Source organism: Pediococcus pentosaceus (assembly GCF_001437285.1).
Lineage (GTDB): Bacteria > Bacillota > Bacilli > Lactobacillales > Lactobacillaceae > Pediococcus > Pediococcus pentosaceus.
The window spans coordinates 104,857-121,818 of sequence record NZ_JQBF01000003.1 but is presented as its reverse complement, the minus strand read 5'-3'; the positions used below and the strand labels follow the sequence as shown (position 1 = coordinate 121,818).

Annotated in this window: 31 protein-coding genes; 1 reads left to right on the top strand and 30 read right to left on the bottom strand. The window is 39.4% G+C overall.

The window, feature by feature from the left end; genetic code table 11:
* Positions 1 to 53: 53 nt before the first annotated feature.
* From rpsK to rpsL, 30 genes are all read right to left on the bottom strand, one after another.
* Positions 54 to 443, bottom strand: a complete 390-nt coding sequence (rpsK, locus tag IV86_RS04095; RefSeq protein WP_002833351.1) for a 30S ribosomal protein S11 — start codon at positions 441 to 443, stop codon at positions 54 to 56.
* A gap of 20 nt (positions 444 to 463) precedes the next feature.
* Entirely contained in the window at positions 464 to 829 is a 366-nt protein-coding gene (rpsM, locus tag IV86_RS04090; protein ID WP_002833350.1) for a 30S ribosomal protein S13, read from the bottom strand.
* A gap of 24 nt (positions 830 to 853) precedes the next feature.
* Positions 854 to 973, bottom strand: coding sequence for a 50S ribosomal protein L36 (rpmJ, locus tag IV86_RS04085; protein WP_011673652.1), 120 nt, complete (start codon positions 971 to 973; stop codon positions 854 to 856).
* A 27-nt stretch (positions 974 to 1,000) separates the two neighbouring features.
* Positions 1,001 to 1,219 (bottom strand): translation initiation factor IF-1, encoded by a 219-nt coding sequence (gene infA, locus IV86_RS04080; protein WP_002833349.1) that lies wholly within the window; start codon positions 1,217 to 1,219, stop codon positions 1,001 to 1,003.
* Between the two features lie 151 nt (positions 1,220 to 1,370).
* The gene (locus IV86_RS04075) at positions 1,371 to 2,030 is read right to left on the bottom strand and encodes an adenylate kinase (protein ID WP_011673653.1); all 660 of its coding nucleotides are present in this window, start codon (positions 2,028 to 2,030) and stop codon (positions 1,371 to 1,373) included.
* Positions 2,031 to 2,062: 32 nt separating this feature from the next.
* Positions 2,063 to 3,361 (bottom strand): preprotein translocase subunit SecY, encoded by a 1,299-nt coding sequence (gene secY, locus IV86_RS04070; protein WP_056979370.1) that lies wholly within the window; start codon positions 3,359 to 3,361, stop codon positions 2,063 to 2,065.
* Positions 3,361 to 3,795: a 50S ribosomal protein L15 gene (gene rplO, locus IV86_RS04065; protein WP_002833346.1), complete on the bottom strand. Its 435-nt coding sequence runs from the start codon at positions 3,793 to 3,795 to the stop codon at positions 3,361 to 3,363. Before rplO ends, secY begins: the two co-directional genes overlap by 1 nt.
* A 27-nt stretch (positions 3,796 to 3,822) precedes the next feature.
* Complete coding sequence (rpmD, locus tag IV86_RS04060; RefSeq protein WP_002833345.1) at positions 3,823 to 4,005, bottom strand: 50S ribosomal protein L30; 183 nt, start codon at positions 4,003 to 4,005, stop codon at positions 3,823 to 3,825.
* Positions 4,006 to 4,018: 13 nt separating this feature from the next.
* Positions 4,019 to 4,522, bottom strand: a complete 504-nt coding sequence (gene rpsE, locus IV86_RS04055) for a 30S ribosomal protein S5 (protein ID WP_002833344.1) — start codon at positions 4,520 to 4,522, stop codon at positions 4,019 to 4,021.
* A 21-nt stretch (positions 4,523 to 4,543) separates the two neighbouring features.
* The gene (gene rplR, locus IV86_RS04050) at positions 4,544 to 4,909 is read right to left on the bottom strand and encodes a 50S ribosomal protein L18 (protein ID WP_029258104.1); all 366 of its coding nucleotides are present in this window, start codon (positions 4,907 to 4,909) and stop codon (positions 4,544 to 4,546) included.
* Between the two features lie 43 nt (positions 4,910 to 4,952).
* Positions 4,953 to 5,489, bottom strand: coding sequence for a 50S ribosomal protein L6 (gene rplF / locus IV86_RS04045; protein ID WP_002833341.1), 537 nt, complete (start codon positions 5,487 to 5,489; stop codon positions 4,953 to 4,955).
* 25 nt (positions 5,490 to 5,514) lie between these two features.
* Entirely contained in the window at positions 5,515 to 5,913 is a 399-nt protein-coding gene (gene rpsH, locus IV86_RS04040; RefSeq protein ID WP_011673654.1) for a 30S ribosomal protein S8, read from the bottom strand.
* Positions 5,914 to 5,948: 35 nt separating this feature from the next.
* Positions 5,949 to 6,134, bottom strand: a complete 186-nt coding sequence (locus IV86_RS04035) for a type Z 30S ribosomal protein S14 (RefSeq protein ID WP_002832260.1) — start codon at positions 6,132 to 6,134, stop codon at positions 5,949 to 5,951.
* A gap of 18 nt (positions 6,135 to 6,152) precedes the next feature.
* Positions 6,153 to 6,695: a 50S ribosomal protein L5 gene (gene rplE, locus IV86_RS04030; protein ID WP_002833339.1), complete on the bottom strand. Its 543-nt coding sequence runs from the start codon at positions 6,693 to 6,695 to the stop codon at positions 6,153 to 6,155.
* A 27-nt stretch (positions 6,696 to 6,722) separates the two neighbouring features.
* On the bottom strand, positions 6,723 to 7,034 hold the full coding sequence (rplX, locus tag IV86_RS04025; protein ID WP_002833338.1) for a 50S ribosomal protein L24: 312 nt from the start codon (positions 7,032 to 7,034) through the stop codon (positions 6,723 to 6,725).
* Positions 7,035 to 7,066: 32 nt separating this feature from the next.
* The gene (gene rplN / locus IV86_RS04020) at positions 7,067 to 7,435 is read right to left on the bottom strand and encodes a 50S ribosomal protein L14 (RefSeq protein ID WP_002833337.1); all 369 of its coding nucleotides are present in this window, start codon (positions 7,433 to 7,435) and stop codon (positions 7,067 to 7,069) included.
* A 46-nt stretch (positions 7,436 to 7,481) separates the two neighbouring features.
* Entirely contained in the window at positions 7,482 to 7,748 is a 267-nt protein-coding gene (gene rpsQ, locus IV86_RS04015; protein ID WP_002833336.1) for a 30S ribosomal protein S17, read from the bottom strand.
* A 26-nt stretch (positions 7,749 to 7,774) separates the two neighbouring features.
* The gene (gene rpmC / locus IV86_RS04010) at positions 7,775 to 7,969 is read right to left on the bottom strand and encodes a 50S ribosomal protein L29 (protein WP_002832266.1); all 195 of its coding nucleotides are present in this window, start codon (positions 7,967 to 7,969) and stop codon (positions 7,775 to 7,777) included.
* Entirely contained in the window at positions 7,959 to 8,393 is a 435-nt protein-coding gene (gene rplP, locus IV86_RS04005; RefSeq protein WP_002833335.1) for a 50S ribosomal protein L16, read from the bottom strand. The genes rpmC and rplP overlap by 11 nt, the downstream gene beginning before the upstream one ends.
* A gap of 2 nt (positions 8,394 to 8,395) precedes the next feature.
* Entirely contained in the window at positions 8,396 to 9,067 is a 672-nt protein-coding gene (rpsC, locus tag IV86_RS04000; RefSeq protein ID WP_002833334.1) for a 30S ribosomal protein S3, read from the bottom strand.
* A 3-nt stretch (positions 9,068 to 9,070) separates the two neighbouring features.
* A complete protein-coding gene (rplV, locus tag IV86_RS03995; RefSeq protein ID WP_002833333.1) occupies positions 9,071 to 9,427 on the bottom strand; it encodes a 50S ribosomal protein L22 in 357 nt (118 codons plus the stop codon).
* Positions 9,428 to 9,439: 12 nt separating this feature from the next.
* Complete coding sequence (rpsS, locus tag IV86_RS03990) at positions 9,440 to 9,721, bottom strand: 30S ribosomal protein S19 (RefSeq protein WP_002833332.1); 282 nt, start codon at positions 9,719 to 9,721, stop codon at positions 9,440 to 9,442.
* 26 nt (positions 9,722 to 9,747) lie between these two features.
* The gene (rplB, locus tag IV86_RS03985; protein WP_002833331.1) at positions 9,748 to 10,596 is read right to left on the bottom strand and encodes a 50S ribosomal protein L2; all 849 of its coding nucleotides are present in this window, start codon (positions 10,594 to 10,596) and stop codon (positions 9,748 to 9,750) included.
* Between the two features lie 22 nt (positions 10,597 to 10,618).
* Positions 10,619 to 10,906 carry a 50S ribosomal protein L23 gene (gene rplW, locus IV86_RS03980; protein ID WP_002833330.1) on the bottom strand — a complete coding sequence of 96 codons (288 nt, stop codon included), beginning with the start codon at positions 10,904 to 10,906 and terminating at the stop codon, positions 10,619 to 10,621.
* Positions 10,906 to 11,529, bottom strand: a complete 624-nt coding sequence (rplD, locus tag IV86_RS03975) for a 50S ribosomal protein L4 (protein WP_002833329.1) — start codon at positions 11,527 to 11,529, stop codon at positions 10,906 to 10,908. Before rplD ends, rplW begins: the two co-directional genes overlap by 1 nt.
* A gap of 18 nt (positions 11,530 to 11,547) precedes the next feature.
* The gene (gene rplC, locus IV86_RS03970) at positions 11,548 to 12,180 is read right to left on the bottom strand and encodes a 50S ribosomal protein L3 (RefSeq protein ID WP_002833328.1); all 633 of its coding nucleotides are present in this window, start codon (positions 12,178 to 12,180) and stop codon (positions 11,548 to 11,550) included.
* Between the two features lie 26 nt (positions 12,181 to 12,206).
* Complete coding sequence (rpsJ, locus tag IV86_RS03965) at positions 12,207 to 12,515, bottom strand: 30S ribosomal protein S10 (RefSeq protein ID WP_002832277.1); 309 nt, start codon at positions 12,513 to 12,515, stop codon at positions 12,207 to 12,209.
* A 285-nt stretch (positions 12,516 to 12,800) separates the two neighbouring features.
* Complete coding sequence (fusA, locus tag IV86_RS03960; protein ID WP_002833327.1) at positions 12,801 to 14,894, bottom strand: elongation factor G; 2,094 nt, start codon at positions 14,892 to 14,894, stop codon at positions 12,801 to 12,803.
* A gap of 122 nt (positions 14,895 to 15,016) precedes the next feature.
* Positions 15,017 to 15,487 (bottom strand): 30S ribosomal protein S7, encoded by a 471-nt coding sequence (rpsG, locus tag IV86_RS03955; protein WP_002833326.1) that lies wholly within the window; start codon positions 15,485 to 15,487, stop codon positions 15,017 to 15,019.
* A gap of 15 nt (positions 15,488 to 15,502) precedes the next feature.
* On the bottom strand, positions 15,503 to 15,916 hold the full coding sequence (gene rpsL, locus IV86_RS03950; protein ID WP_002832281.1) for a 30S ribosomal protein S12: 414 nt from the start codon (positions 15,914 to 15,916) through the stop codon (positions 15,503 to 15,505).
* Positions 15,917 to 16,191: 275 nt separating this feature from the next.
* Between rpsL and IV86_RS08595 the strand changes: the two genes are divergently transcribed.
* Entirely contained in the window at positions 16,192 to 16,872 is a 681-nt protein-coding gene (locus IV86_RS08595; RefSeq protein ID WP_029258106.1) for a prepilin peptidase, read from the top strand.
* The last annotated feature ends 90 nt before the right edge of the window (positions 16,873 to 16,962 follow it).

Below are 16,962 nucleotides of genomic sequence, written 5' to 3'. Positions count from 1 at the left end.
TGCATTTCGATTTTGAATGCATTATAAAGTTTGCCCTCAAACAGAACCGAACTCTATACACGACGGCGCTTTGGAGGACGAGATCCATTATGAGGAACTGGTGTAACATCACGAATTGCACTTACTTCAAGCCCAGTAGCTTGTAGTGCACGAATAGCAGCTTCACGACCTGAACCAGGTCCCTTAACAGCAACTTCAACATTCTTCATACCATGTTCCATAGCTGCTTTAGCAGCAGCTTCTGATGCCATTTGTGCGGCAAAAGGTGTAGACTTACGACTACCCTTAAATCCAAGAGCACCAGCAGATGACCAAGCAACTGCGTTACCTTGGGGATCTGTAATCATAACAAGAGTATTGTTGAATGTTGAATGGATATGTGCTACTCCAGATTCAATATTCTTTTTTACTCGACGTTTGCGAGTATTCTTTTTCGTTGCCATAAAAAGTTAGCCTCCTTTAATTATTTTTTTCTACCTGCGATAGAAACTTTCTTACCTTTACGTGTCCGAGCGTTATTCTTCGTATGTTGTCCACGAACTGGCAACCCACGACGATGACGCATACCACGGTATGAACCGATTTCTTGGAGACGCTTGATATTGAGACTAACTGTACGACGAAGATCACCTTCAACTAGATAGTTATCTACTTCTGCACGGATCTTGTCTTCTTGATCGGCTGTTAAATCACGAACGCGGATATCTTCTGATACTTCTGCGTCCTTTAAGATTTTTTGAGCGGTAGTGTTACCAATACCGAAAATATATGTCAAACCAATGACAATTCGCTTGTCACGTGGTAAATCAACACCTGCAATACGGGCCATTAAATTTCACCTCCAAGTATAATATTATTTTCCTTGACGCTGTTTGTGCTTAGGATTTGCTGAGCAAATTACCATAACGCGCCCTTTACGTCTAATGATTTTGCAATGTTCACACATTGTCTTAACTGATGGACGTACCTTCATGAATAAATCCTCCTAAACGAATAAAACTTATTTGAAACGATAGGTAATGCGACCTTTGGACAAGTCGTACGGTGACATTTCAACCGTAACCTTATCGCCAGGTAGAATTTTGATATAGTGCATGCGAATCTTTCCCGAAACATGAGCAAGAATTTCATGACCATTTTCAAGCTCTACTTTGAACATCGCATTAGGCATAGTTTCTTTAACTGTGCCCTCAATTTCAATGACATTATCTTTAGCCACTAAATTTGTGCCTCCCATTAACTTTTCTAATAGTAATAACCAACAAAAAGCCTCAAAATATGTATTTCGAAGCTAAACCTGAATTAGCTTACCATACGAAAAAACTATTTGCAAACAATGAACGTTATCTATAGTACCAACAAGCACGAAATTAGAGAGCCTCTAATACTTTTTTGACTTCAGAATAAACATCGTTGATATCCTGATCGCCATTAATGTTGTAAAGGAGATGCTTTTCTTCATAGTAAGAAATCAACGGAGTGTTAAGTTTAGTATTAACAGCAATGCGATTTTTTACAGTTTCTGGCTTGTCGTCCTCACGTTGGAAGAATTCGTGATGTCCGCAAACATCACAAGTTCCTTCAACCTTTGGTGGATTGTAAAGCTTATGATAAGTAGCTCCACAATTTTTACAAATAAATCTGCCAGATAGTCTTTCAACCAAAACTTCAGGATCAACATGAATGTTAATCACTGCTGTAAGTGGTTTGTTTAAACGAGATGTCATTTCATCTAGCGCCTTAGCTTGATCGATATTTCTAGGAAAACCATCAAGCATAAAACCATCGTTGACATCGTCCATTGCAAGACGATCTTCGACGATCCCGTTAGTTACACTATCGGGAACAAGTTCACCCTTATCAATGAACTTCTTTGCTTCCACACCCATTTCGGTTTCATTTTTCATAGCTTCACGGAAAATGTCACCAGTTGAAATATGTGGAATTTTGAAATCCTCAATAATTCTCTGAGCCTGTGTACCTTTACCAGCACCTGGAAGACCCATCAAAACGAGGTTTAATTTACTCATTTGAAATTCTCCTTCATTGTTAAACTAACGAATTATTTTCGAATGAATCCAACGTATTCTCGTTTCATCATTAACCCTTCAAGTTGATTTGCCAACTCGATTGCTACACCAACAACAATCAAAAGACTTGTTCCACCTAAACCAATTGATTCGTCCAAACCAAAAATGTTTGAAACAAGCAATGGAATTAAGGCAACCAAGCCAAGGAATAATGCCCCAACTACACTAAGTCTAATTAAAAGACCTGACATATAATCTTGGGTTTTCTTTCCCGGCCAAACCCCTGGAATATAACTGCCTTGTTTTTGTAAATTTTCAGCTAGTTTTTCAGGGTTAACCTGAACAAAAGCATAGAAGAACGTAAACAATACAATTAACACAGTATATAAGATGGCACCTTTAGTGGTTTGCATATTGAATACATCGTTTAAAACAGTGTACCAAGTATCATCAGAATGTGATGATGCAAAAGCCATTAAAATGGTTTGCGGTGTAGAAATAAAAGAACTAGCAAAGATAACTGGAATAACACCAGCTACGTTAACCTTAAGAGGTAAATAACTACTATCAGAAGCGCCAGAAGCTCTTCTTGTATATTGAATTGGAATTTTACGACTTGCTTGTTGTACCCATGTAACAAAAATTACAATGGCTAAAACTGCAAGGATAATTGCTCCAACAATAATAAAACTTTGCGTCCATTCGCTTTTCGCAGTATTAACAAACTGCTCAGTGTAAATTTGCTGAATCCCAACTGGTGTACGAGCAATGATACCTGCAAAGATAATCATTGATACTCCTTGTCCAATCCCACGTTCCGTAATCATGTCACCTAACCAGGTAGTCAACATAGTTCCGGCCGTAAGAATTAAACCAATCGTTAGAAAGGTTTGGACACTTGGTGATTCAACCAAATTCATCTGACTTAAATAATTAAAACCAGCTGTAATTCCGATTGATTGAGCAAAAGCAAGGACGATTGTTAACCATCTCGTAGCTTGATTAAGCTTTCGACGACCAACCTCACCTTGCTTACTCCATTCCACAAATTTAGGAACGATATCCATTTGTAGCAATTGTACAATAATTTGTGCTGTGATATATGGCGAAACCCCCATTGCGAAAATGGAGTAATTCGTTAATCCACCACCACTGAACGTATTCAAAATTCCAACTAATCCTGATGAAGACATGCTTTCCAATGCTTTCGCATTAACACCAGGAACAGTGATATATGATCCTAAACGAAATACAATCAAAATACCGAGTGTGAACAGAATCTTATTTCTAATATCCTTCACTTTTAAAGCATTTTTGACAGTCGTCAGCATTAAATCACCTCGGTTTTACCACCAGCAGCTTCGATTGCTTTTACAGCACTTTCAGAGAATTTGTTAGCTTTAACAGTAAGCTTCTTAGTAATTTCTCCATTACCAAGAACCTTAACACCGCTAAGTTGTTTACTAATGATACCAGCTTTAAGCAATGATTCTGGTGTTACTTCAGCACCTTCATCAAAAACGTTAAGAGCATCAAGGTTTACAATAGCAAATTCTTTACGGTTGATGTTTGTGAATCCACGTTTTGGAATTCGACGGTAAAGAGGCATTTGTCCACCTTCAAAACCTAAACGAACTTTACCACGTGCCTTTTGACCCTTTTGACCACGACCAGCAGTCTTACCTGTACCACTAGAAGTACCACGACCAATACGTTTACGGTTAGTGCGTGAACCTTCGCTAGGCATTAATTCATTCAACTTCATGCAAGGAAACCTCCAATCTTACAAAAATTATTTTACTTCTTCAACTTCAATTAAATGTGCAATGTGGAAAATAGCTCCACGAGTTGCCTCATTGTTAGGTAGGACTACAGAGCTATTTACTCGGCCAAGACCTAATTCCTTAACAATTGTTCTTTGTTTTGGGAGGCGATGTGCAGCACTTTTAATTAATGTAACTTTTAATTGTGACATCAGAATATCCTCCTTATTCAGCTAAATGATCGACTGAAACCCCACGAAGGGCAGCAACTTCTTCTGCATTACGCATGCTCTTAAGACCTTCGAAAGTAGCACGAACAACGTTAACAGCAGTGTTTGAACCCAAACGCTTACTTGTAACATCATCGATACCTGCTAATTCCATAACGGCACGAACAGCACCACCAGCAGCTACTCCAGAACCTTCAAGAGCTGGCTTCATCAGAATTCGTCCACCACCGTAAACACCGACGGCTTCGTGAGGGAGAGTTGTTCCAACAATAGGAACTTCAATCAAACTCTTACGTGCAGTTTCAACCGCTTTACGGATAGCTTCTGGAACTTCTTGAGCTTTACCAGTACCAAAACCTACATGACCGTTCTTGTCACCAACAACGACTAAAGCAGCAAAACGAAGACGACGTCCACCTTTAACAACCTTTGTAACACGGTTGATGGCAACTACGCGATCTTCAATTTCCAATTTTTCTGGATCGATAAATTTAGACATGTACGTATTTCCCTCCTATCCTTAAAATTTAAGTCCGTTTTCGCGAGCAGCTTCAGCTAAAGCTTGAACGCGACCATGATAGATGTATCCACCACGATCAAAAACGACATTTTCAATTTTCTTTTCAACAGCTCTCTTAGCAACTAAAGCACCAACTTGTGATGCTAATTCAGTCTTTGAGCCACCTGAAATTTCGCTATCTAATGTTGAGGCACTAACTAGCGTTACACCCGCTACGTCATCAATTACTTGAGCGTAGATGTTTTTGTTAGAACGGTATACATTTAAGCGTGGGCACTCTGCAGTACCAGAGATTTTTGAACGAACGCGTGCATGACGACGTTGACGTTTTTTGTTCTTATCTGGTTTAGAAATCAAAATTTTCACCTCATATTTTTTGAATCTCAGCTAATTATATCAAGCTGCGTGATTATTTACCTGTTTTACCTTCTTTACGGCGAACATATTCACCAACGTAACGAACACCTTTACCTTTATATGGTTCTGGTGAACGTACGGCACGGATTTCAGCAGCTAAATCACCAACACGTTGTTTGCTGATACCACTGATATTAATGTGTGTGTTGTCAGGAACTTCAACCTTAAGGTCTTCAGGAGTTTCCATTTCAACTGGGTTTGAATAACCTAAGTTTAAGATTAATGTCTTACCTTTAAGTTGTGCACGGTAACCAACACCAATTAGTTCAAGTTTCTTTTCAAAACCATTTACAACACCTTCAACCATGTTGTTGAAGTTAGCGCGTGTAGTACCATGTAATGCACGCATTTTATTATTGTCGTTTGGACGATCAAATGATACAACGTTTCCGTCAACGGACATTGTAATATCTGAGCTCATTGTACGTGTTAATTCACCCTTAGGTCCTTTAACAGTTACGACGTTTCCGTCTTGTTTAATTTCAACACCAGCTGGAATTTCAACTGGTTTTCTACCGATACGGCTCATTGAACGGCACCTCCTTATCTAAAAATTACCAGATGTAAGCTAATACTTCTCCACCGATTTTCTTAGCACGTGCTTCTTTATCTGTGATGACACCTTCAGAAGTTGAAATGATTGCGATACCTAAACCATTCAACACCTTAGGAACTTCGTCAGATTTAACATATGAACGCAATCCAGGTTTTGAAATACGTTTCAAACCAGAGATAACTCGTTCGTTGTTCTTTCCATATTTTAGGAATACACGAATGATGCCTTGCTTGTCATCTTCAATATATTCAACATCCTTGATAAAACCTTCGTTCTTAAGAATTTCGGCCATATCTTTTTTGATTTTTGATGCAGGTACTTCTAAAGATTCGTGGCGAACCATGTTCGCGTTACGAATACGAGTAAGAAAGTCTGCAATAGGATCTGTCATAGACATTCAGTATTACCCTCCTTTGACTCTGATTTCTTTTTTTACCAACTAGCTTTCTTCATACCAGGAATTTGTCCTTCATGAGCTAATTCACGAAGGCAAATACGGCATAAATGGAATTTACGGTATACAGAGTGTGGACGGCCACAACGTTCGCAACGTGTGTATGCTTGTGTCGAGAACTTAGCAGGACGTTCACTCTTTACAACTAATGATTTTTTAGCCAATTTGTTTGCTCCCTTCGCTTACTTTTCAAATGGCATTCCGAATTGTGCCAATAGTTCACGTGATTCTTCATCTGTGTTTGCAGTTGTAACGATAACAATATCTAAACCACGAACACGGTTAACATTATCAAAATCGATTTCTGGGAAAATCAATTGTTCGCGTACACCTAATGTGTAGTTACCACGACCATCAAAGGCCTTGCTACTTACACCACGGAAGTCACGAACACGAGGTAATGAAACGTTAACTAACTTATCTAAGAAGTCATACATTCTTTCACCACGTAATGTAACCTTAGCACCAATTGACATACCTTCACGAAGACGGAATCCAGCGATTGACTTTTTAGCCTTTGTAACAAGTGGCTTTTGACCTGAAATAAGTTCCAATTCAGCAACTGCTTCATCTAAGTTCTTAGAGTTAGTAACTGCATCACCGACACCCATATTCAAAACGATCTTTTCAATCTTTGGTACTTGCATAACTGATGTATAGTCAAACTTTTTAACCAAATCAGGTGTGATTTCGTTAACGAATTTTTCTTTTAAACGATTTGCCATGAATATTATTTCCTCCCTTCGCTTAGATTATTTGTCGATACTCTCGCCAGATTTTTTTGATACTCGTACTTTCTTACCATCAACAGTTTTGAAGCCAACACGTGTTGGTTCATTTGTAGATGGATCGATAAGCATTACATTTGAAACATCCATAGGTGCTTCAACATCAAGAATTCCACCTTGAGGATTTGCATTGTTAGGCTTTTGATGTTTTTTAATCATGTTAAGGCCTTCAACAACAACACGGTTCTTTTTAGCAAGGGTTTGTTTAATAGTACCTTCCTTGCCTTTGTCTTTTCCGCTAATTACGCGAACTTTGTCGCCAACTTTTACGAACATTAATGGCGCACCTCCTTCGTTATGATGGTTGATTACAATACTTCAGGAGCCAAAGAAACGATCTTCATGTAGTCCTTGTCACGTAATTCACGTGCAACTGGGCCAAAGATACGAGTTCCTTGAGGGCTCTTATCATCTTTAATTAATACTGCAGCATTTTCGTCAAATTTGATGTATGAACCATCAGCACGGTGTGCACCTTGTTTTGTACGAACAACAACAGCTTTTACAACGTCACCTTTTTTGACAACGCCACCTGGTGTTGCTTGTTTAACAGTAGCAACGATAATGTCACCAATGTAACCAAATTTAACACGGGAACCACCCAATACTTTAATAACCAACAGTTCACGTGCTCCAGAATTGTCAGCAACTTTCAAACGACTCTCTTGTTGGATCACAGTTAGTGTCCTCCCTTCAATTTTGTATCAGAATACGAAACATGAGCTAGATAATAACCGCTTTTTCAACGATATCAAGCAAACGGAATCTCTTTGTAGCAGACAAAGGTCTTGTTTCCATAATTGTTACGATATCGCCCATCTTAGCAGCGTTGTTTTCATCATGTGCCTTATATTTCTTTGAGTACTTTACACGCTTACCGTAAACAGGATGTGTCTTGTAAGTATCGATTTGGACTGTGATAGTCTTATCCATCTTGTCAGAAACTACGCGTCCTTGGTAAACCTTTCGTGCGTTACGTTCTTCACTCATTGATTAAGTCCTCCCTTCGTATTCTTTTACTTGTTTAATTCTTGTTGACGTAGAGCAGTTTTGATTCGAGCAATGTTCTTACGAACAGCTTTAAGGCGAGCAGTGTTTTCAAGTTGACCTGTAGCCAATTGGAAACGTAGGTTGAATAACTCGTCCTTATACTCTTTTTCCTTATTGATCATTTCGTCAGTGGTTAATTCATTAATTTCTTTAGCCTTCATCTGATTCGCCACCTACTTCCTCGCGTTCGATAATCTTTGTCTTAACAGGAAGTTTCATTGCTGCCAAACGTAGAGCTTCGCGAGCAACTTCTTCAGGAACACCTGCAACTTCAAACATAACCTTTTCGCGTTTTACTGGTGCAACCCAGCCTTCTGGAGTACCTTTACCATTACCCATACGAACACCCACACCTTTAGATGTGTATGACTTATGAGGGAAAATCTTAATCCAAACTTTACCGCCACGTTTCATATAACGTGTCATAGCCACACGAGCAGCTTCGATTTGGCGGTTAGTAATCCATGATGAAGTTAATGCTTGTAAACCATATTCACCAAAAGCAACTGTTTTGCCACCTTTAGCAGCACCACGCATACGACCACGATGTTCGCGACGATGCTTTACTCTCTTAGGTACTAACATGCTTATTTCCCTCCTTGTTCTTTAGAGTTTTTCTTAGCGTCCTTTACTTCAGGTAAAATTTCGCCACGGTAGATCCATGTCTTAACACCAAGTTGTCCGTATGTAGTACGAGCTTCAACCCAAGCGTAGTCCACGTCAGCACGAAGTGTGTGAAGAGGAACCTTTCCTTCTGAGTAGCGTTCTACACGAGACATGTCAGCACCGTTTAAACGACCTGCAACTTGTGTTTTAATACCTTTAGCACCTGAGCGCATTGAGCGTTGCATTGCTTGCTTCATAGCACGACGGAATGCAACACGTCCTTCTAGTTGAGCAGCGATGTTTTCACCAACAAGTTTTGCTTCGAGATCAGGTTTCTTGATTTCGACAATGTTGATGTGAACACGTTTGCCAGTTAATTGATTTAGTTGATTACGCAACTTTTCAACTTCTGATCCACCTTTACCGATAACCATACCTGGTTTAGCAGTGTGAATTGAAATGTTAACACGATTTGCTGCACGTTCAATTTCAACAGTAGATACAGAAGCATCAGTAAGTTGCTTTGCGATAAATTCACGAATCTTGATATCTTCGGCTAAGAACTTTGAAAAGTCTTTATCAGCATACCATTTAGCTTGCCAATCACGAATGACACCAACACGGAATCCATTAGGATTTACTTTTTGACCCACGCGTTATCCCTCCTGTTTTTCTGATACTACAACTGTAATATGACTTGTACGTTTGTTAATTGGTGATGCAGAACCCTTAGCACGTGGACGGAAACGTTTTAACGTTGGTCCTTCGTTAACAAAGACTTTGCTAATTACCAAATCTTCACGATCCAAATCAAAGTTGTTTTCAGCATTCGCCACTGCAGACTTCAAAACCTTTTCAACAACAGGTGAAGCACTACGTGGTGTAAATTTTAAAATTGCAAAAGCTTCAGCGACACTTTTACCTCTGATAAGATCGACTACGAGACGAATCTTACGAGCGGCAATACGAACAGTCTTTGCAGTTGCCTGTGCAGATGTTACTTGTTCAGCCATGATTCATCCTCCTTACTTTCCAGATGTCTTTTTGTCGTCGCCACCGTGACCACGGAATGTGCGAGTTGGAACAAATTCGCCAAGCTTATGACCAACCATATCATCTTGGATATAAACTGGAACATGTTTTCTACCATCGTATACAGCGATTGTGCATCCGATGAAACTTGGAAAAATTGTTGAACGACGTGACCATGTCTTGATTACTGGCTTCTTGTCTTGATCTTTTTGTGCATCGACCTTCTTTAGAAGATGTTCATCAGCGAATGGTCCCTTTTTTAAACTACGACCCATTAATTTGACCTCCTTCGAAAACTGTTCTAGATGTTACCTAAGCGACCGCGCTTACGACCACGAACGATAAATTTGTTTGACTTGTTATGTTTGTTACGAGTCTTCTTACCGATTGTTTTCTTACCCCATGGAGAAAGAGGAGATGGACGACCGATAGGAGCCTTACCTTCACCACCACCATGTGGATGATCGTTAGGGTTCATTACAGAACCACGAACATGTGGACGTTGACCAGCGTAACGTGTACGACCAGCTTTACCAACGTTAACTAGTTCATGTTCCTCATTACCAACAGCACCGATTGTTGCACGGTTTGTTGCAAGAACCATACGAACTTCAGAAGAAGCAAGACGGATAAGTACATACTTACCTTCTTTACCAAGTAATTGTGCTGAAGCACCAGCTGAACGAACAAGTTGTCCACCTTTACCTGGTTTTAATTCGATATTGTGGATAACAGTACCAACAGGAATATCCTTAAGTGGTAATGCGTTACCTACTTTGATATCAGCTTCTGATCCAGATTGAACCTTGTCGCCAACCTTCAAACCTTTAGGAGCAATGATATATGACTTAACACCATCAGCATAAACAAGCAAAGCAATGTTAGCTGTACGGTTTGGATCATATTCAATAGCTTTTACTGTAGCTGGTACATCATCTTTAATACGCTTAAAGTCGATGATACGGTATTGACGTTTGTTACCACCACCACGATGGCGAACAGTCATACGACCGTAGTTATTACGACCAGCAGTATGGCTTTGAGATTCCAACAATGACTTTTCTGGACTCTTCTTTGTGATTTCAGAGTAGTCCAATTGTGTCATGCCACGACGGGCATTTGTAGTTGGTTTAAATTTCTTAATCCCCACGTTGTTTTCCTCCTATATTTATTTATTCTTCACCAAATAATTGGATTTCTTTTGAATCTGCAGAAAGTTGCACGATTGCCTTACGACGCTTCTTTGTGTAACCAGCGTAACGGCCTTGGCGCTTCAACTTACCTTTAACATTCATAATGTTGATCTTAATAACTGTAACTTCAAAGATCTCTTCGATAGCTTTTTTAACTTGAGTCTTTGTAGCACGTGGATCTACATCAAATGTGTAACGTTTGTCATCGATTAACGCCATTGATGCTTCTGTAACAACAGGGCGTAGAATAATATCACGTGATTCCATTATGCTAGAGCCTCCTCTACTTGAGAAAGAGCCTTTTGTGTAATGACAAGTTTGTCGCTATTCATAATATCTAAAACATTGATACCTTCAGGTTCAACGATTTTTACATTAGATAAATTACGAGCAGCCAATACAGCACTTTCGTTATCTTCTTCAAGAACTAATAGAGCTTTTTTATCAACATTAAGGTTACCTAATGATTGAGCAAAGTCCTTAGTCTTTGGAGTTTCGAACTTGAATTCATCAACGACTACAAGGCTTTCATCCAATACCTTTTGTGAAAGTACTGACTTCAATGCCAAGCGACGCATTTTCTTAGGAATGCTGTATGCATATGAACGAGGAGTTGGTCCAAAGACAATTCCTCCACCACGCCATTGTGGTGAGCGAATTGAACCTTGACGAGCACGTCCAGTACCTTTTTGACGCCATGGTTTTCTACCACCACCACGTACAGCACTACGATTCTTTACTGCGTGTGTACCTTGACGCATAGATGCACGTTGCATAACTACTGCTTCAAAGACTACATCGTTGTTAGGTTCGATACCGAAAATATCGGCATTTAATTCAACGTCACCATTTTTAGTTCCGTCTTGTTTGAATAATGATACGTTAGCCATTTATATGGTCCTCCTCTCTTATTTAGTATTCTTTACAGTACTTTTAACAACTAAGTATGACTTCTTAGCGCCAGGTACATTACCCTTAACTAGTAATACGTTGTTTTCTGTATCTGCTTTAACGATTTCAAGATGTTGAATTGTTACTGTTTTGTTACCCATGCGACCTGGTAATTTCTTTCCTGGGAATACGCGGTTAATAACTGCCCCAAGTGAACCAGGACGACGGTGATAACGAGAACCGTGCGCCATCGGACCACGACGTTGACCGTCTTTTTTGATAACACCTTGGAAACCATGTCCCTTAGTAGTACCAGTTACGTCGACGATTTCGCCTGCTTCAAAAATGTCAGCTGCGATTGTGTCTCCAACTTTGACGTCCCCAAGCTCAACATTTCTGATTTCGTGAATGAAGCGCTTAGGATTTGTATTTGCTTTTGCTACGTGGCCTTGTTCAGGTTTGTTGCTCAAAACTTGACGTTTGTCGTCAAAACCTAATTGAACTGATGAATAACCATCATTTTCAACTGTCTTGAGTTGTAATACAACGTTAGGAGTTGTATCGATTACTGTAACAGGAATTAATTCTCCAGCTTCAGTAAAAACCTGTGTCATTCCGACCTTTTTACCTAAGATTCCTTTTGTGGTCATTAGTACACCTCCGTTTATACTTTAAATTATAGTTTGATTTCGATATCTACACCACTTGGCAAGTCAAGCTTCATCAATGAATCCACTGTCTTTGGTGTTGGGTTAACGATATCGATCAATCGTTTGTGCGTACGCATTTCGAACTGTTCACGAGCCTTCTTAAACTTATGTGGAGAACTCAAAACAGTATATACTGTGCGTTCTGTTGGCAATGGGATTGGACCCGAAATTGTTGCACCAGTACGTTTTGCTGTTTCAACAATCTTGTCAGCAGATTGATCTAAGATACGGTGTTCGTATGCCTTTAGGCGGATACGAATTTTTTGTTTTGCCATTGTGTTACCTCCTTCGTCTATTTTAAAAATAAGACTTGCTCCGTGAAAATTACCGCCACACCCTGTGGCAAAGCGGCCGGGTGTGTCGCAACCTTTCACATCAACGCTATGCTTATACACCACCGTTTAGAGAGCATAATGCTCCCTCGTTTGAAAACGGTACTTGATAATAATACATGATAATCAGCGTTATGACAAGGGTTTTGAGAAATAAATTTAAAATAAAAAGAAGTTTTCTCCTTCAATTAAATAATTGAAAAAAGAAAACTTCTTTAATTTTAAAGATTATTCAGCATGTCCGCCATTTTTCTTGATAATTTCTTCTTGAATTGATTTTGGAACAGCTTCGTAATGATCAAATGTCATAGTAAATGTACCACGACCTTGTGATGCTGAACGAAGTGTTGTAGCATAACCGAACATTTCTGATAGAGGAACAAATGCATGGATTTCTTCAGCACCAGCAATTGCTTCCATACCATCAACGCGTCCACGACGTGCAGTAACTTGTCCCATGATATCACCCATGTATTCTTCAGGAACACGGATTTCTACCTTCATAATTGGTTCTAGGATAACAGGAGCAGCAGTCTTAGCAGCAGCACGTAAAGCAAGTGATGCAGCCACCTTAAATGCAGCTTCACTAGAATCGACATCATGATAACTACCATCATATAGTTTAGCCTTAACATCAACCAATGGATATCCGGCAAGAACACCGTTGTTCATAGCTTCTCTCAAACCTTCTTCAACTGATGGAATGTATTCACGAGGAACTACACCACCAACGATGGCATCTTCGAATTCAAAGCCTTTACCTTCTTCGTTTGGTTCGAATTCAACCCAAACGTCACCATATTGACCTTTACCACCAGACTGACGTACAAATTTACCTTGTGCGGAAGTCTTCTTAGTAAATGCTTCACGGTATGATACTTGAGGAGCACCAATTGTAGCTTCAACGTTAAATTCACGTTTCATACGGTCAACAATGATATCAAGGTGAAGTTCACCCATTCCGGCAATAACAGTTTCACCTGTTTCAGGGTTTGTTTCTGCACGGAATGAAGGATCTTCTTCAGCAAGTTTTTGAAGAGCGATATCCATCTTATCTTGGTCAGCTTTTGACTTAGGTTCAACAGCAACTTCGATAACTGGATCTGGGAATACCATTGATTCCAATTGTAATGGATGTGCTGGATCAGTCAATGAATCACCAGTTGTAGTGTTCTTAAGACCGATAGCAGCAGCGATATCTCCAGAGAATACTTCTGGGATTTCTTGACGTTGGTTAGAATGCATTTGTAGCAAACGACCAACACGTTCACGCTTGCCCTTTGTGGCGTTAAGAACATATGATCCTGATTCCAATGTACCTTGGTATACACGGATAAATGTTAAACGACCAACGAATGGGTCAGTAGCAACTTTAAATGCTAAAGCAGCGAATGACTTGTCATCACCAGCAATCAATTCAACTTGGTCGCCTGTTTCAGGATCTGTAGCACTATAAGGCTTAACATCCAATGGTGATGGTAAGTAATCAACAACGGCATCAAGCATCATTTGAACACCCTTGTTCTTAAATGCTGAACCAGCAAGAACTGGGAATAATTCAAGAGCTAAAGTACCTTTACGAATAGCAGCTTTGATTTCAGCAACTGAGATATCTTCTCCACCAAGGTATTTTTCCATGATGTTTTCATCAATATCAGCCAATTGTTCAATCATTTCGTTACGACGCTTTTCAGCTTCTTCTTTGTATTCATCAGGAACATCAACAGTTTCCCATTCTGTACCTAATTCATCAACGTCATACAAATCAGCCTTCATTTCAACCAAGTCAATAATTCCTTGGAAATCATCTTCAGCACCGATTGGCATTTGAATTGGCAAAGCGTTAGCTTGCAAACGGTCGTGGATTGATTGAACTGAGAAATCAAAATCAGCACCAAGCTTATCCATCTTGTTAGCAAAAACGATCCGTGGAACATCATAATCTGAAGCTTGACGCCAAACAGTTTCTGTTTGAGGTTCAACACCAGCTTGAGCATCAAGAACCGCTACGGCACCATCAAGCACACGGAGTGAACGTTCAACTTCGATTGTGAAATCAACGTGTCCTGGTGTATCGATGATATTGATACGGTGGTTCTTCCATGCTGCTGTTGTTGCAGCAGATGTAATTGTAATACCACGTTCCTGTTCTTGGGCCATCCAGTCCATTTGTGAAGCACCTTCATGTGTTTCACCAATCTTGTGGATCTTACCTGTATAGTACAAGATACGTTCTGTAGTTGTTGTTTTACCAGCATCAATATGAGCCATGATACCGATATTACGAGTTCTTTCTAGAGGAAACTCACGTTTGTTAGCCATTATATAAAAGGTTCTCCTTCCAAATGAAATCAAAGTAATAGCTGTTTTTAGAAAAAATGACTACTATATGCATCCATATAATAGTCATCATGGTTGCAATGATTAATTGCAACGACTGAATCTTACCAACGGTAATGTGCGAATGCACGGTTGGCTTCAGCCATCTTATGTGTGTCTTCACGTTTCTTAACAGATGCACCAGTATTGTTAGCTGCATCCATAATTTCACGAGCAAGACGTTCTGGCATTGTGTGTTCACCACGGAGACGAGCGTAGTTAACTAACCAACGTAAACCAAGTGTTGTACGACGATCTGGACGTACTTCAATTGGAACTTGGTAGTTAGAACCACCAACACGACGAGCCTTAACTTCAAGGACAGGCATGATGTTGTTCATAGCTTCTTCGAAAACTCCTGTTGGTTCTGAACCAGTTTCTTTTTCGATAATATCAAAAGCATTGTATAAAATCTTTGAAGCTTTACCACGCTTACCATCTAACATTAAACGGTTGATTAAACGTGTAACAAGCTTTGAGTTATAAATTGGATCTGGTAATACTTCGCGTTTTGGTGCTGGACCTTTTCTTGGCATTTATACACAACCTCCTTACTTCTTAGGTTTCTTTGTACCGTATTTAGAACGGCTTTGTTTACGATCAGTAACACCTGCTGTATCAAGCGCACCACGAATGACATGGTAACGAACACCAGGTAAATCCTTTACACGACCACCACGGATCAAGACAACACTATGTTCTTGAAGGTTGTGACCAATACCAGGAATATAAGCTGTAACTTCAATCAAGTTTGACAAACGTACACGAGCGTACTTACGTAAAGCTGAGTTAGGCTTCTTAGGTGTCATTGTACCAACACGTGTAGCAACTCCACGTTTTTGAGGAGCTGGGTTGTTAACTTGAGACTTCTTCATGCTGTTATAGCCGTAGTTCAAAGCTGGAGCTTTTGACTTCGAGCTTTGTGAACGACGACCCTTACGAACCAATTGGTTAATTGTAGGCATCGATGTTTCTCCTTCCAATATATGAAAATAAATAAGTATTCTTTAAGTACACATATCCAGGCGGTTCTTTTTTTGATATAAAAAAAGACGGCCGAGACTTGTACCAGGGCTAACGTTTCCAGTCAGCATGTCTGCATTTGCAGAAAACCTGTCCACAAAAAGCACCTTAAATAGAATATCACGCAATTTTTATGAATGCAAGTAAATTAAGCAAAAAAACGGAGCGTTATTTCGTATATTATCTAATACCAATCATTAAGTTAAGGAGAAATAACATGCTCTTATTTTATTATTTACTTATAGGAATTCTAGGTGCCAGTTGGGGATCATTTCTTCTAGTGCTTTATGAACGCCGTTTAGTCGGTCAATCCATCATTTTTCCACCCTCCCACTGTTCAAACTGTTCTACTCCACTGCCGTATTATTGCTTATTTCCAATTGTTAGTTATTGGAGTTGCCGAGGGCGATGCATTTTTTGCGACGTATCGATTCCTACCTACTCCGTGATGCTTGAAATATTGTCAGCCTTATTCTTTTTAACGATCGTGCCTACCACTTCGCCAACACCATTTAGTTTTATTTGCTTTTTTATCCTCAGTTACCTAGCCGTGGAGGATGTAGCCGTTCAATCAGTTAGCACGCATATTTTAATTTTTCCAGCCTACTTATTGGTCAAATTTAATTTTTCTTGGTTAAACTTCGCTATTTTACTCATATTAACCTTTTTATTATTCAATAATTTAGAACACCTAGCTTGCTTTCAAAAAATAGGACAAGGCGATATAGAAATCTTATTATTTTTCACTTTATTAGTTGGTGCCCATTTGACTACCCTCATTATTTTGATTGCTGCTACCCTTGGAGCAACCGTACTATTTTTTACTAAAAAAAGCATAATTCCTTTTATTCCATACCTTTTCACTGCATATTATTTATTAATGTTTGTATTTCAGTAAAAATCATTAATATACTTCGCGAAAATCATTTTATAAACACAACATACGAACTTTATGCTATCATTACTTTAATAAATTTGGGAGGTCCTA